The sequence below is a fragment of the Bacteroidota bacterium genome (genome assembly GCA_020161395.1).
Lineage (GTDB): Bacteria > Bacteroidota > Ignavibacteria > Ignavibacteriales > Ignavibacteriaceae > UTCHB3.
Genome location: JAIUOE010000013.1, coordinates 78,009 through 93,727, shown reverse-complemented (window position 1 = coordinate 93,727; position 15,719 = coordinate 78,009). Strand labels below are relative to the sequence as shown.

At 41.3% G+C, this 15,719-nt stretch carries 10 protein-coding genes; 1 reads left to right on the top strand and 9 read right to left on the bottom strand.

All coding sequences use genetic code 11. The features are described 5' to 3' along the window. Positions 1-147 precede the first annotated feature (147 nt). The 9 genes from LCH52_15620 to LCH52_15580 all read right to left on the bottom strand — a co-directional run bounded on the left by LCH52_15620 (position 148) and on the right by LCH52_15580 (position 13,369). The gene (locus LCH52_15620) at positions 148-1,569 is read right to left on the bottom strand and encodes a hypothetical protein (protein ID MCA0389916.1); all 1,422 of its coding nucleotides are present in this window, start codon (positions 1,567-1,569) and stop codon (positions 148-150) included. Beyond that, positions 1,559-3,049 carry a hypothetical protein gene (locus tag LCH52_15615; protein ID MCA0389915.1) on the bottom strand — a complete coding sequence of 497 codons (1,491 nt, stop codon included), beginning with the start codon at positions 3,047-3,049 and terminating at the stop codon, positions 1,559-1,561. The genes LCH52_15620 and LCH52_15615 overlap by 11 nt, the downstream gene beginning before the upstream one ends. Positions 3,050-3,109: 60 nt before the next feature. After that, entirely contained in the window at positions 3,110-4,501 is a 1,392-nt protein-coding gene (locus tag LCH52_15610; protein ID MCA0389914.1) for a hypothetical protein, read from the bottom strand. A 24-nt stretch (positions 4,502-4,525) separates the two neighbouring features. Beyond that, positions 4,526-6,067 (bottom strand): hypothetical protein, encoded by a 1,542-nt coding sequence (locus LCH52_15605; protein ID MCA0389913.1) that lies wholly within the window; start codon positions 6,065-6,067, stop codon positions 4,526-4,528. A gap of 38 nt (positions 6,068-6,105) precedes the next feature. After that, entirely contained in the window at positions 6,106-7,209 is a 1,104-nt protein-coding gene (locus tag LCH52_15600) for a hypothetical protein (protein ID MCA0389912.1), read from the bottom strand. Positions 7,210-7,223: 14 nt separating this feature from the next. Then, complete coding sequence (locus LCH52_15595) at positions 7,224-7,853, bottom strand: hypothetical protein (GenBank protein MCA0389911.1); 630 nt, start codon at positions 7,851-7,853, stop codon at positions 7,224-7,226. 31 nt (positions 7,854-7,884) lie between these two features. After that, the gene (locus tag LCH52_15590; protein ID MCA0389910.1) at positions 7,885-8,448 is read right to left on the bottom strand and encodes a hypothetical protein; all 564 of its coding nucleotides are present in this window, start codon (positions 8,446-8,448) and stop codon (positions 7,885-7,887) included. Positions 8,449-8,640: 192 nt separating this feature from the next. After that, positions 8,641-10,230: a DUF2254 domain-containing protein gene (locus LCH52_15585; protein MCA0389909.1), complete on the bottom strand. Its 1,590-nt coding sequence runs from the start codon at positions 10,228-10,230 to the stop codon at positions 8,641-8,643. A gap of 94 nt (positions 10,231-10,324) precedes the next feature. After that, positions 10,325-13,369 (bottom strand): S8 family serine peptidase, encoded by a 3,045-nt coding sequence (locus tag LCH52_15580; GenBank protein ID MCA0389908.1) that lies wholly within the window; start codon positions 13,367-13,369, stop codon positions 10,325-10,327. A gap of 159 nt (positions 13,370-13,528) precedes the next feature. Here LCH52_15580 and LCH52_15575 point away from each other — a divergent pair, with 159 nt between their 5' ends. Continuing rightward, positions 13,529-15,406 (top strand): mechanosensitive ion channel family protein, encoded by a 1,878-nt coding sequence (locus LCH52_15575; GenBank protein ID MCA0389907.1) that lies wholly within the window; start codon positions 13,529-13,531, stop codon positions 15,404-15,406. The last annotated feature ends 313 nt before the right edge of the window (positions 15,407-15,719 follow it).

Here is a 15,719-nt window from a genome sequence, read left to right as displayed (position 1 = left end):
CCTTTTTTTTGATCAAAAAACACAAAAGTCACTTTGGGTAATGAACAATTACCGGTATTATTCAAAAAAACGAAAAATGACATAAAAAAAGAGGCTGCTGGATATTTACTATCGAGACAGCCTCTTTATTTTTAAAAAACAGGTTCCTTAGTAGTTGATTCTTATCATTGGTGAGAAGACCACATAAGATCCGTCCCTGTATGTCGGCAATGGATCGCTGCCAATCACTACACCGCTGTAATACTTGAATTCAAAACCGAAAGAGTTGCTGATAAGGAATGAGAGGTTGAAACCGTAATACAGGTTGCTCTCCGTGACATTATAGAAAACAGTCGGTTTGAATGTGTATGCGAACAAGGCATCCTCTTTAGTGAACAAACCCGCAGCCTGAACATAGAACTTCGACTTGCTTCCGGTCATGGGAAGCTCAGTCAACTGCGGTTTTGAGGGATCAAGATTGTAATCCTGCACTTCGTAAATACCCAGTCCAAGATTGGCTCCCAGATATCCAAAAGTTTCAAGGTCTACAAAATTCTTCCTCTCCATTCCAAAATTCAGATAATTTCTAATCGAACTGATATTGGAATTCACGCTCACATGTTTAATCTGACCAGGTTCAAATGTACTTAATGCGAGTGACGCTTCAAGATTCAGGTCGTAATCTCTCCAGTATTCGGAGGCATAACGAAGGAAATTGCCTTTCAGATTCATATAAATATTCTGTCCGGTCATGAAGTGCCGCTTGCCATGAGGTACCTGTTTATCAACAAATGGTTGTGAAACCGGTATACCCATCCCGATGTCGAATGTGAAAACATCGTTTGGACGGTTATTCAGAATCCTGTCGATGTAGGTTACCCTCAGACCGGCATTATATGTCGGTGAAAACCACCCCGGCATGATCATTTTGTCATAACCCCAACGACCAAATGCGGAGATCAGATACTTGTTCTTGTCATTTGTTGTGAAGTTGTAGAAAGTCAGATGCGGTTCTATAAGACTAAAAAATATGTCGAACTTGTAGGAAAGTTTCTCATCATAATATGTCTTTGAAACATCATTAAATGCATATCTCTGAGATTTTAACAATGTGTAATTTTCCGGTCCGACAATATCCTGAATTCTGACAAAATCCTCAACCGGATCAAAAAAGAAATCGAGTGAGTCGGGATTCTTACTTACTTTGCTCTCAGAATAAAACCTAAACATATCTATTTCATCGTCATAATAGCGTTTACGAAGATCGATGAAAACTTCGCCTTTGTAGATATCTTTTACTTTTTCACGAACAAAATCGAGAGAAGGTTTTCTGCCGTCGATTCTCAATCCGTTGCTGACCAGAAACTTATTGAATACTGCTCTGACCAAAACGGGATCAGTGACAATCCACTTCTCGCGCAAATCATCGAATGCAGCCGTGTTTAGTTCAAGATTTCTGTAAACTTTTATCAGTTTCTCCATTTTGGCGTCGAGAGGCGGAGGCGTATTCTGAATGTCTTGAGCAAACAAATTGAAATTCAGACAGAGTAACAATCCGATAACTGATATATACCTGATTTTAGAAACCATATCTGTACCTCAACTGGATAAATGTCTGCGAACTTTTGCTTTCCCATATTTCAGGTTCTCTGAACATCGCTGATGAAACATTTGTCATCTCAACCCGGAAATTGTGGTCACCACCAAACTCCAGCAGTTTTAGCCAGATTTTTGATGTCAGGTGATTATCGAAAAATCTGAAATCAGTACCAAGAAATTCCACATCATTTGGAACGAAGTTAACTGAGAGTGCAACAACAGGCTGGATAACATCTTTTAATTTGGCACGGGCTGTAACCGCTCCTGAATAATCAGCTTCAATAACATCGAATCCACCCACCCCAAGATCCATTTTATACCTTATCGCTCTCTTCTCTGAATTGTTCCAGAAGAATGACATGGTCGATTCCCATTGTGTGAATGTGAAATAAGCTTTCGATCCAACTCTGTAAGAAGGATTCTCAAGGTTTTCAGGTCCATATGCAAAATAGGCATTGAAAAACGGCAGACTGAAAGATCCTGTTGTCTTCACATCCACAATAAATCCATTTCCGACATTAAGTGAGATCGGGTCTCCCATTACAAACGGAAGATTTCCTAAAAATGAATTCATATCGATATGAAATCTTCCCATCAGTTTGGCATCAATCAGCATGTCAGTCAGCGGATTAGCAATAGAACCTGATATACTGAATAAAGCCCGAACTCCACCTGTAACTGACTGCCCTTTCCATGGAATTACATTAACCACAGGAGTGTGGGTATTGAACTCAACACTCACAAAGCCAAATCCATAATCCATAACGGGGTGGAAGAAACTGAGAGAAGACAAGGAACCATCAATTTGGAAGGGTGCCCCTGTGGGAGCAGTGGTCTGACTTCCCCTCCCCCGACCTGAAGTCTTGGAGGCGATGGCTTTTGGATACTTGTGCAGACTGTTGGTAAGCTGGTAGGCAATGAAATCCAAATTTCCGTCCGAGGAGATGCCGCGGGTTATCTTCTCTTTCTCTTTTTTGTCGATCTTCGATAGTGATGAGGCATCTGTTGTCAGTAGTTCACGATTCAGAAAAGAAAGTAACTGCGTGTATGACTGATCTTTGGTAAAATAGAGTTCCATAAAATCTTTGAACTTTACTACCATATTACTGTCAGCACCTCCGGCAACATTACTTCCAAAAATGTTAGAACTGTCGGCTGCACCTCCTGCGCCTATCTCAAGCAGATATAACAAAATAATCGTATCATTTTCCAGATCCGGCTTTTTGAATACCAGTGAATAGTTTATATTGCCATTACTGTTGAAGCGAAAGACCCCTCGTCCGTCAGTAAGTGGAATTGCAGGCAGTAAATTCGACATTGTTGCATCAGGAGTGAAATTATATGTGTAGATATCGAGATATGTTTTATCTACCTGTAACTTCCTCTCGATTATCCTGTACATCTCATCTGTGGTTTGAGCCAACAAATTACATGTAAAGAGAAATAAAACAGTAAATGCAATTCTCGTCATTTTGTGTCTGTCTTTAAATTGGAAAGGTTCCCCCGGCGTTTATTCACCGGGGGATAGTAATTAGTAGTTAATTCTCAGAATTGGTGAAAATACAACATATGTGTCGTATCTGTATGGGAATTTGGTTTTATTAACGCTAAATGAGCTGAATATCTGAACATCCAGACCAAAATTACCACTTATCATTCCCATTGCTTTCAGACCAAGAAATCCGTATCCGTCAGTTGCATATCCGGCTACCATATTGATGGAGTGCTGGATAAGTCCTGCAGACTTTCTGACACCAACTTCGGCAGATAAAATGTGATTAAATTTCTGCATAAAGCTTTTTCTTCCCTTCTCCAGATCAATAATTTCTGCCTGAGCGGGGTCGAGACGCAGTTTGTTAATGTCTGAGGATGAAAGAACAAGTCCAACTTCAAGATCACCAAAGTCAAACACATTCATAAGATTTCTTTTCCTCAGTTCCCAGTTTAAAAAGAACTTGTTGGAGTAGAAATTCTGTATTGAAGTGAATTTGCCAAAATCAGCTTTCTTGTTATCATTTATTGTAACCTTACCTTCAACTGAGAAGAGTACATCTTTCATGAAGTCAGAATCAATAAATGTGAAAGGATAGCCTTCAAGTTTGGCATATACAGCCTGACCTGCAACCCAGAGTCTCGAGACTTTTCCGTCATCCTTGTATGGTCTGTTGGACGGAATGCCAGCACCGATTGATAATCTGTATGTAAATTTCTCTGGATCATTGCTCAGACTCTTGAAATAGGTAAGTCTCGATCCGACAAAATATTCATTCAGATACCAGCCTGGCCAGAAAGCTTTATCACTTCCCCATTGTCCAAACAGGGAAAGAAGATATTTATTGCTTCCTTCTGATGTCGTTCCCCAATACATTACTTCAGGACGAAGCAGGTTGAGGTTAACATCGAAATTATAACCCATCTTGGTGTAGGTCTGTTGTTTTGTTGTCTCTTTGTAAAAATAAGTCAGCTCTTTGATTTTGTCGTAAGACTTATCGCCAACAATCTCTTTCAACAAAAAACCGTCATGCACAATATCAAATAGAGGTTGAGGATTTTCCTTCCCGATCTCACTTGAAGGGTAGAAGGCGAAGAACTCGAGTTCGTCGTCATAATACCGTTTTCTTACTTCAATTGTGACATCGCCTTCCTGAACCTGTTTGACTCTTTCTTTGATGATATCAGGTTTCACAGTTCTTCCGTTCAAACGAAGAGCGTTTCTTACAACAAACCTGTTGAATATCTCACGAATAAAAGTGGGATCATCGATCATCCATTTTTGTTTGAGATCATCAAAAGCAAGGGTGTTATACTCCAGACTTTGATACAGGTTCTTGAGTTTTTCTACCTCGGGGTCACCGGCTGTCTGTGCCTTTATGTATGGCACAAACATCAGGAACGCCGTTACTATAAATAATGTCTTTTTCATAATTCCATCCATCTCTTAAAATGATTAGAAACCATATCTGTATCTAATTTGGAAGAAAACACTTCCTTCGTTTTCCCATTCTCGGATGGTTCTTCCGATTGGATTCGAGAAAACAGTTCCTGCAAATCTGAATACATGACCGCCGTCAAGTTCGAGCAGCTTGAGCCAGCCCTCTGCTTTTACGACAGAATCAAATACTCTTAGCTTCACACCAAAAATATCATTCTGTTCAGGTGCAAAGGTGTAATGAAGTGTAACAACGGGTGAAATTAGATTGTCAACCACCTCGGTCTTGGTTGCAGTTGTTCTGCCGCCCGGGTAGTAAGCTTTTAACATGTCAAAATAACCCAATCCGACATCAATTCTGAATCTGGAGCTAAGTTTGTCACTCGTATTCCAGTAGAAGGAAAATGAACCCTCTGCCTGTGTAAATGAGAAGTATGCATACTTCTGATTTGCTACAAGTTTATCCTTGAATGTCACATAGGGATTTGAATATCCTCTGCCACCAATCGCGACATATGCGTTCATGAAGGGAAGACCAAAAGGCCTTGTAACATGAAGGTCTATGGCAGCGGATGTACCGACATGGAAGTTGGAAGTTGCGTTCAGAGCAAAAGGCAGATTGTTTACAATCTCGTTTGTCTTTGTTCTGATTCTTCCGAGAAATCTTGCATCGAGAACCATGCCTGCATTAGGGTTTTTTGTGTCCTTGGAAAGATTAAAGAGAGTCCTGAATCCAAATCCAAGGGTGTTGTTCCCAAATGGCAGAGCATGTAACACAGGTTCTTCCATGGTAATCTCAATCCCGGCGGCACCTATGGAAAAATCCATCGCCTTGTGTGAGAATGAGAGAGAACTGAATCCTGCATCAATTCTAAAATCTGAAGATGTCGAAACTTCCGCACCCGAACCGGATTGTCCTCTACCTTTCTTGGTGGAAGACTTTTGCGCAACTTTAGGATACCAGTGTAACGAATTTGCACGCATGAAGTTCAGAAAATCTGTGTTGTCTCTTGAGGTGATACCCAAAGATGTGTTTATGGCATCATCAGGCAGAATACCGAGAAGTGTACCGTATTTGTATTCCGGATCCACTTTCTGCATTCTGTCAATATATTCGACAAGTTTCGAATATTTTCCATATTCACTTCCGAGCATGGAATTGACATCCTTGAATGCTATCACCATTGATTCTGTTGGTCCACCGGCTTGATTTGCACCGAAGATGTTTGCTGAGTCTCCGGCTCCTGCGGCTATGATCTCACTTATATAAAGGAGAACTGTCGAATCCATTCCAATTGCATTGGTAAGAAAGACAACTCTGTATGTATAATTGTCATTCGCCTTAAATATAAATGGGTCCTTGCCATCAACTCTCTGTACCGGATTCATGCTCTGGAGCAATTTCTCGGTACCGGCAAGATCAACGAAGTTGAGGTTCAGATATTTTTTATCTTTTCTCAACTTAAGATCGATATTACGGATATAGTCATCTGCCTCCTGCGCCATGAGGGGCTGGAGAAGAAAACCTGCAACCATAATCAGTGTAAGTAATCGTTTCATTGTATTGTCTTTTTTATTTATAAATCCTTTGTTGAGCTCTACTTTATCACATTCGCACGGTATTTCTTAACCACTTTTTCACCGAACTGGGTTGTAAACTGAATCGTTAATTTGATATCCTGATCAGACCCGATTGCCATTGCATCCAGGAATGCGGGATTAACGACTATCTCTACAACCGGGAACAATCCTTTTTTGGTCTGAGAAACACTCTGAATAAAGTTATCAGGTTCGGCTGTCACCCTTAACTGATTAAACTTTGGAGCGGCAAACACAAATCCATTGGCTGTATTACCAAAATACCCAAACAGAAATTGTCTTGAAGCCTGATTGTCGACACTGATATACCATGGAGCGGCATTCTCAGCTTCTTTTTCGGAAAGCGTAGCCCAACCGCTGAAATCTCCCAACCCGGGTTTTTGGATCATTATGTCCCATGATGCAACCTGTGGCTTACCTGTAACAGGGTCATTGAAAGTCATCAGTTTGTCATTGTAAAATCCCTGAACTTTTATGCTTTTTCCAACATTTTGAGCATCGTTCAGAATTTCACTAAGGTTGATAAATGATCCTTTTCCTTCCTTCAGTGTGCTCACACCGTCGGAAATCTTGTACGAATATTTTTCCTGATCGGTATATTCTTTTACGGCAAAACTAAAAGCAGGATTTTCACTGAAAAAATAGCTGTTTCTAACTGCTACCGGCGCAGCCAAAGACGGAATTTTTACATCGATCATGTAATATTTATCCGCAACAAGGGCTTTATTTGCTTCACCGGTCACATTTATCGACATTTTTAGATAATAGATACCGGGTTCTTCAAATAACGGTTCAAAATAAGTCTGAACTGTTACACCTCTACCTTGTTGTTGGGTTACCTTTGAAACAACTTCATCTGAAGATGGTTTCTGAAATTTTTGGCTGTCAGTCAGTTTTAAGATGCTCGATCCGGATGAATTGAGGATCTCTGCTGAAAGTGAGTTGACCTTGGTGATGGCAGAGAGTACCAGAGGAATCTCCGGTACTCTTACCTTCTGTAAAGTCACTACTTCAAGCGTATCGTCTATCTTAAATCCTTGTGAAAAACCAATTGTCGATAACAAAAAGATAAAGATCGTTGCTTTTAGTAATGTTCTGTTCATCGTGTTTCCTAATATTAATCTATAGATGGACCCACATTGATCACATCACCCTTCTTGGGTTGCTGTGCCGGGGGTTCAGTCTTAACCTTGATCTTGATTTTGACAGGTTTTGTTGTGACTTCCTGACCTTCTTTGAATCCACTCGCTTTTTTTAACTCTTCGAGAAGAAACGCAGGCAGGTATGTTGGAAGCTGTCTTTTTACCTTCAAATAAGCCGTGAATTCATACTCACCAATCGAGGTCACTTTCATGATCTCAATGGTCGCATTTCCATTCACATCTTTAACGATTGAGTAGGGTCCTGCAGGTGATGCAGAAGTGAGTTCTGAAGGGAATGCACCACTTCCCGGTGACTTTCCTCCCTCCGATTTAGCCACATAAACTGCCGATTTTTTCTCTTCGTCAGATACGAGGCCTGTTGCACTGATCGGAATCTTTACCGAGTCTGTCCCGATTTGCCACTCACTGTAAGGAATCGGAGCAGTCAGTTCGATGTCTCTCTTGTACTGGTCAGCAATACTGGAGATCATCTTGATTTTAATCTGTTCTTCTTTTTCCATAAGCTCATCGCGCTCGGTGATCACAATCAACAATTCCGTGATCAGTACGATATACATAATAAAGTACACTTGGCTCTTTTTCATTTCAATCTCCTTTTAGATTTTTAGTGAGCGATCAGGAAATTTTTGTTTTCAAGTCGGAAAGAGCCTGTAATGACTGCTGTTGAATAACTGTGATCTTTTTGTTCAATGCATTGTATTGATCAATGACGCTGTTTACAACCTTAATCTGATCATCTGCAACTCTCTGAAGTTGTTCGAGCTCTGCTCTGAGATCAGCGGAAAGGTTCTTTGGAACGGAAATAACACTATTAAAACCGGCAGGTTCGGCTTCTTTTGGTTTCTCTGCATCTTCATGTGAAATGTGACCATACTCTTCAGGAGTGAAGAATGTGACTGCAGCGAGAATCATAAGAAGGAAGAATTCCAGGAACAGAGCCATCATTACCCAGTTCGGGTCGATTTTCTTGAGCTCATGATCTAATAAGAATTTTGGAACAACAGCCAGGGTACCGGCGAGCTCACCCAAACCTCTTAGACCAACAATGATGATGAGGACTGCTGCACCCATATATACAATACCTTGTATATTGTTTGCGTATTTGGCTACTACAGTGTAGACCATGAAACGGCCGAAAGCTGTCTTTGGTTGTTCGTGCACTACTTTTCCATGTGCCATATTAACTCCTGTGAATGATGATGATGATGATTTCGATTAATTAGTATTTTAAATAACTTGAGATGATTCCAAATATCCTGACTACATATTAAGCAGAATCAGGAAGAAATGCAACTATTATTTTTTTCTATCCAACAAAATTTAAACAATTTTTTGTATTAAATGCATGATTTAAATCAAAATTTTTCAATTTTATTCTTCAAACCACGAAAAAAACTCAGTGAGGGCATCCCGTCTGTCCGGTGGCATAAAATAAAAGTTAATTCCACGGGGCGTGATCTCCCAAAATTCCTCATTATTCGTCCCGGTTATTATATCTCTGATTTTATGAATTCTCGATTTTGGCTCAACTTTAAGGTCTTCAAAGATATGCTTTGCATGTTCCACATCGTTATTCAGCAGGTAGTAACCTGCAAGTCTGATCTGAGCGATTCTGACTCCCACCAGTGACATTTCCTCTTTACTCTCCTTCTGCGGAGAGTTATCCTCAATCGGTTGATCGAGAGTTAAAAATATTTCGAGCAGCTTGTCTTTGTTTGGCGAATTCAGTTCGTGAGCTTTTTCATTCAGCAAACACAAATCGTATGCCACTGTCTCCAGAATGAACAAAACATTGTTTTTAACCGATTCATGTCCATAATATTTGAAATAAAAAGACAATTCCTCTGCCAGTTTCGGATCAAACTTAAGAGTCTCTTCTCCAATAAGCCTGTAGTGTTCCAGTGCTGTAAAGACCGTTCTGGGGTCTTTCTCCCTTATCCCTATCCTTAAAAATGTATTCATATACTGAAAAGCCATTTGAAGTGTACCGGAATCATTATTCTTCATGGCTTCGTAGGAGATCAGTTCAACATTCAACAGGATGCCGGATATTACATCCCGCATCGACTTTCTCCCCTGTTCAAAAAGCATTTCATAGAGTTTGAAAACTTTTGTCTCAAGAAATATCTTTTTGTTTTCTATCTTTTTCAATACATAAGGAGCGAAACTTGAAAAATCAGGATCCAGCAGCACAGAGCCACTGATATTGTCCCACCCTTCAGGAAGTCTGTCCTTCAGTTTAATGTAGAAGGATAAAACATTTTTGAGCGAATTTATGCAAAGAAGTGTACTCGCTCTGTCACCCGAAATAATGGAATTTATTGCAACATCACCGATAAAATTAATTTTTTCATTTACCAGTTGCTTTTCCTGCTCAATATATTTTTTCCCTTTTCTTCTGCTCTTCAACATCTTGTCCAGAATTTCCCTGACCTCGTTTTCAACATATAGAAGAAAATTATCAGGTCTCAGAAACTGGAACACATAATTAAAGTGAGGTATCACAACCACAAGACTTAAAATTATCAGCAACAAAGTTAGTGAAATCGAAAACGCAAAAGCAGCAGTTTCTGATGAATTAAGGGTATTTACTACAAGAACGGTCACAATTGCGGTTATAACATAGATAAAAAGGATGATTACATTTATCTTGTTTTCAAAAAAAAGTTCAAATATCTTGGATGAATATTTGTTGGCTGCCAGTTGTACGATGATCGCAAGGGCTGTAATCTCGATCGCCAAAACGCTCGTGACAACCTCCCCGAGTCCACCGAGTGTATTTGACAGAACATCTATCTGATTGTTGAACATGAACCCAAAAGGATTCAGCCCGAATTTGACAAGCAGGAAATCTACAAGACGCCCTATACCAAATATTGCAAAACTTACAGCAAAAAGAAGTGCAAATGGTTTGATCCAGGGAACTGATATTTTTTGAGGTCTTGTGTTTTCTGTTGTCATCTATTAAAAATTAAAATTTTCGTCTGCTAATCTAACAAAAACGAGTAAAAAAAGAGCCGGATTAACCGGCTCTCACAAAAAATTAACACTAAGTTTACTTCAAAAGCATCATTTTCATCGTTTTCGAGAACTTGTTGCCACCGGCTGCCTCTGCATTTATCGTGTAAATGTAAAGTCCGCTGTTCAGCTTTGTTGCATCAAAAACTACTGAATGGTTGCCTGCAGCTATGCTGCCATTAACGAGTGTCATAACTTCCTGGCCAATTGCATCAAAAACCTTAAGGGTTACTTTTGCTTCAACCGGAAGAGCGAAATTAATGGTTGTTGAGGGGTTAAATGGATTTGGATAGTTTTGACCAAGTCCAAATTCAACAGGCATATCAACATTTACTTCCACTTCACTGCTGTATTCAAAATGACCATTGAGATCAACCTGTTTCAATCTGTAAGTGTAGGTTGAGGCTGACAGACCCTTATCAACGAACGAATAACTGTTCGATTCAGTTGTTGTGCCTTTACCGGCTACAAATCCAACTTTTTCGAAAGAGCCGTTTGCTGATTTTCTTTCAACTTCAAAACCAAGATTATTGGTCTCTGTGGCAGTTGTCCAACCGAGCTCTGCGGAATTACCTTTCGCATTAACAGAGAATGAAGAAAGCTCAACAGGAACAGGGGCTGCTGTGATGAGAGTGAGTGTCCACCCTTTTACATGTCCTGTATCTGTGTTAGCGTCATCATATACTCTGAGAATCCAAGCACCCGCGGACTGTTTGTTAGCGAAGGTTGAAAGGAGACCCTCAGGTTTGAAAGTTCCGGTGAAGGGAGCAGTTCCCGCAGTGATGAGAGCTGTTGCTTCATCATCGAATATCGTACCAATGTAGTTATCACTCGACGAACCGTTATCAGTAGAAAGCTCGATCTCTGTGCCATCAGGAGCTTTTAAGTAAATGTCCAAATCAGCATCATAAGTATGCATTATGGTGTCAAGGCGAACAATAACTTTCACAATGTTAGCTTCCATCGCAGGAACGAGTACTGTATCAACTGCACTCTGAAGATCTCTGATGGCAACATATTTCTTCTTCGAATATACCGATGCATATATACCAACACCGGTCGGAGTTGAATTTCCGGGCTGGCTTGCATATCCACTGTCGTAAGCGACAACATTAAATACATGTATTCCGGTTGGTAACCCGTCAGCAACGCAACTGTTGACTGTCCCGTTAACTTTTCCGAGGCGAAGGTTTCCATTTGCCCAAACAACTGAAGAATCGACAACAATTGTATTTCCGTTGATGTTTGTTGTCGGTACAGTCCAGTTCACAGTCACCTGATTGTTTGCACCGGTCCAGTTCGCAACTACATTAGTCGGAGCTACTGGAGCAGGAGGTGGAATTGTTGCAAATGACCAGACACCACCGATTGTCGAATCGCTTGCATCGGAAACAACTATTCTCCAGTGATATGTGGTACCATATGCCAGAGATGAAGGATGCGTATAAGACGTATAAACCGCACCGGCTCTTACAATTGCTGAAGGATTCATCGTTACAACAGCATTCATGTCTGATGAGAAGTAGACTGTCGATTTAACAGTTCCGGCAGGGTTCGACCATGAAAGTGTTGGTGAACTAACCAAAGGAATGTTTGTTGCACCAATTGCAGGGACAGGGTTGCCGGGGAATCCAGGTCCTGTTGCAAGCAATGTATATGCAGCAAAAACATCAATAAGTCCTCTACCATAGTTATTGTCTTCACCGGCTGCTCCGAGATCCCGGGCAGTCTGATAGAGAGCCATTTTAATTTGATGACCGGTCAGGTTCGGGAAAGCTGATTTCAACAATGCAACAGCACCTGCGACATGCGGTGATGCCATTGATGTTCCGTCAAGACTCGAATAGGAATTGTCGCCACTTCCATATGAGGACCTGACACCGACACCTGGGGCTGATACTTCCGGTTTGATCAGAAGAGATCCTGATCCACCACAGGTCGAGGGACCGCGGCTTGAAAAGCTTGCAATTGGGTTTGTACTTCCACCGAGCCATGCTGCACCATCAATGGCTGCCATGGCAAATACATTCACATCATTTGTGTTTATGTTTTTTGGCATCGTGATAGTGGAAGGGTTTGGACCGCTGTTACCAGCCGAAAAACAGATTGCGATACCTGCTGCTTCGACGGCATTAAATAACTGTACAAATTCTCCGGCGCACTGATTAACCGTTGCCGGTTCGTACCAGCTATTATTAATTGAAGCCGGCATATCAGAAGTGGTGGCAGGATTTCCGTCAGGATCCATAGCCCACTGAAAAGCAGTTATGTGGTTTGTCACAGAATTGCCTGTACAAATGGTTTTGGCTGCCATCCACTGTGCATCGGGGGCTACACCAACTGTATCACCCGCTGCTGATCTTCCAACCATGGTGCCCATTGTGTGGGTGCCATGACCGTCACAATCAGATGGAGTTGTTGTACCGGCACCCGGATCGAGCCATGCCTGGTTCGCAGGTGCAAAATTGCCTCTCCATCTCGCAGCCAAGGCAACATGTGTGTGCCGGACACCGGTGTCTTCTCCCATTACTATGGTGCCCGCACCAGTAATACCCATCTGCCACAACAAATGTGCATTAATAATTTTTACTCCCGGCTCAACGGCTTCTTTTCCCTCGGATTCAGGTGCGTCCCTGAAATTAAGGGGCTTGTCGAGATAGGTCGGGACATCAAGGTCCATTGCTACCAGTTCCATGCTGCTGACAAGTTCCTCAAAAACCGATTTTTTGGCTTCGACAGCTATAGCGTTAATAATCCAGAATGGCTTAAATGTATAAACCGCCCGATCAACAGATTTCGATTCAAGATATTTGATCAGATTTCTTTGAGTGCCCGATGCTTTGTTCTGCAAAGCAGTTATTACGGTTTCGGCACGGTGGGAAGGGGTGGCTTTTTGTTTGTAAAGCTCTTCATCCAGCTTTAAAACATCAACCTGATCGCGAAGAAAGATTATTCCCTTCACATATTCATCGTTGCTGCTGTTTTGCAGTGCCCGGTTTAAACGGGTGGATACTTCGGGTTGCGAATACGCTGTCAGGAACAATCCCGACATAACCCAGAAAAACAGTAAGAGTTTTCTCACTATCGGCTCCATTGTTGTGTGATATATATTAGATGTGTAATGTTAAATTACAAAAAATTTTGGACTGTTACAACATAAATCAAATGGAATCTTTTTTGATTTTAAACATACATTTCGCATATTGCACAATCTTTTCACTAATTAATTGAGCACCAACTCATGCTTAGATTGAAGGCCCGCACCATGACCATCAGGGAGATGCTACAGTTGTTTGCGTTACTCTTTTTCCTTTCAACAGGGATACTTTCCCAGAAACAACCTGTTCCTCACGACGACTCAACCGCTACAGCTTTCCTGGCTAAGCTTGACTCAACGAGGATCGCTGATTCAGTTTACAGAGCGGAACTTGAGCAAGAGCTAATTAAGTTAAAGACCACAGACAATCTGAAAAAGCAGGAACTGCTCGACGAGTTGAAAACTCTCAAGGAAGCCGAAACCAAAAAACTGGAAATACTCAAAAAGCAGACAGACTCCCTCAAGCAGGTTAACAGGGGGTTTGCGGTAGCTCCATTTGGTGATACTATTTTTATCGTGTATGTAAAATATGGTTTACTTGGTGCTGAAGAAAGATCCAGGTTTAATTCTGACAGGATCAGGCAACTGGCTTCCGACTATTTCTTCGATCCCGACTCAGTAAAGATCGGTAAGGGGGAGACTGATTTGGGAATACTCTACAAGGAAATTGTGATATTAACTGTCACCGAAAGAGATGCCTTGTGGATGGGGATGTCGAAGACAGACCTTGCAAAACTGTATCGCTCCCGGATAATCGCATCAATTATGGCTTACAAGGATGCCACAAGTTTTAAGACACTTGCGCTAAAAACCGCACTTGCCCTTGCCATACTTTTCGCGCTGTACCTGGTTGTACGATTCCTGAACATGGGATTCCGTCTTTACAAATACAAAGTCTATTCTATCAGGAAGAAGTGGTTCAAGGGGATCAAGTTTAAGGATTATGAGTTGCTGTCGGCAAACAAGCAAATTGCGTACTTTATGTTCATTTCGAACATCCTGAGGCTTTTTCTTATCGTTCTGACAGTGTATCTCACTCTTCCGCTCGTGTTTTATCTTTTCCCATGGACAGAGAGCATTTCCGCTGATCTGATTGGATTCGTGATTGATCCCGTTAAGAAGATTATTGGCGCTCTCATCAGATATCTTCCAAACTTTTTTACGATCATAGTATTAGCCGTAACTTTTCGTTATATTCTTAAGGCAATCAGATATCTCTCCGGTGAGATAGAATCCGAAAACCTGAAAATACCCGGTTTTTATCCCGACTGGGCGAAGCCGACTTACAACATTATGAGGATTCTGGTTATTGCCTTCGCCATCATTGTCGTCTTTCCGTATTTGCCCGGATCTGATTCTCCCGTTTTTCAGGGTGTTTCGGTGTTTCTTGGCTTTCTTTTCACTTTGTCTTCAGCAGGGTCACTTTCCAACATTATCGCCGGCACGGTGCTTACATACATGAGAGCATTCCAAATTGGAGACTGGGTTAAGTCAGGTGATACCTTGGGTGTCATAGTTGAGAAGACACTACTCGTTACCAGGATGAAAACACGATACAATGAGATAATCACAATTCCAAATTCGACTTTAATGAATTCAAACACTGTGAATTACTCTGTAGAAGCAAGAACTGCCGGACTGATCTTAAGAACTGTAGTGACAATAGGTTACGAAGTTCCATGGAGAGTAACGCATGACCTCCTTATCGCTGCGGCAAACCGCACTGCGAGGATATTGAAACAGCCGAAACCGTTCGTTTTGCAGCTTAGTCTCGAAAATTTTTATCCAAGTTATGAGTTGAACTGTTTTACCTGTGATGCAAACGAGCAGGCGGTTATCTACTCAGAGCTTCACCAGAACATTCAAGACAGCTTCCATGAAGCCGGTATTGAGATACTGTCACCCCACTACATGGCACACAGGGATGGAAACACTGTTACAATTCCGGCAGGCTATTTACCACCTGATTATGAACATCCTGTCCATACTGTTAGAATTGAGAAAAAGGAGGAGAAAAAGTAGTCCTGATATGGAGAATTGGAAAAATGGTGTCGCACCTTAATTCGTGATCGCTGCTGCCGACTGCAATGGCGATGTGCTCACCGGTTTGAGTGTTATAGTAGTTTTTGAAGGCTTTGGCAAGGTCTGTTTAACTCACTCGAAAATCCGTTTGAAAGTGCCTGGTTTGTCCTCCTGAATATTTGATATTTTTAGCTTTTGTCACTATTTTTAAGCAGACCCCGTCTTAAATATTTCGTTACCTCTTGCCCGATTGAGAAAAAAATGTTAAATTTCGGACACAAATCACCTTTAATTCTGTTCAGCGAAATGGAAA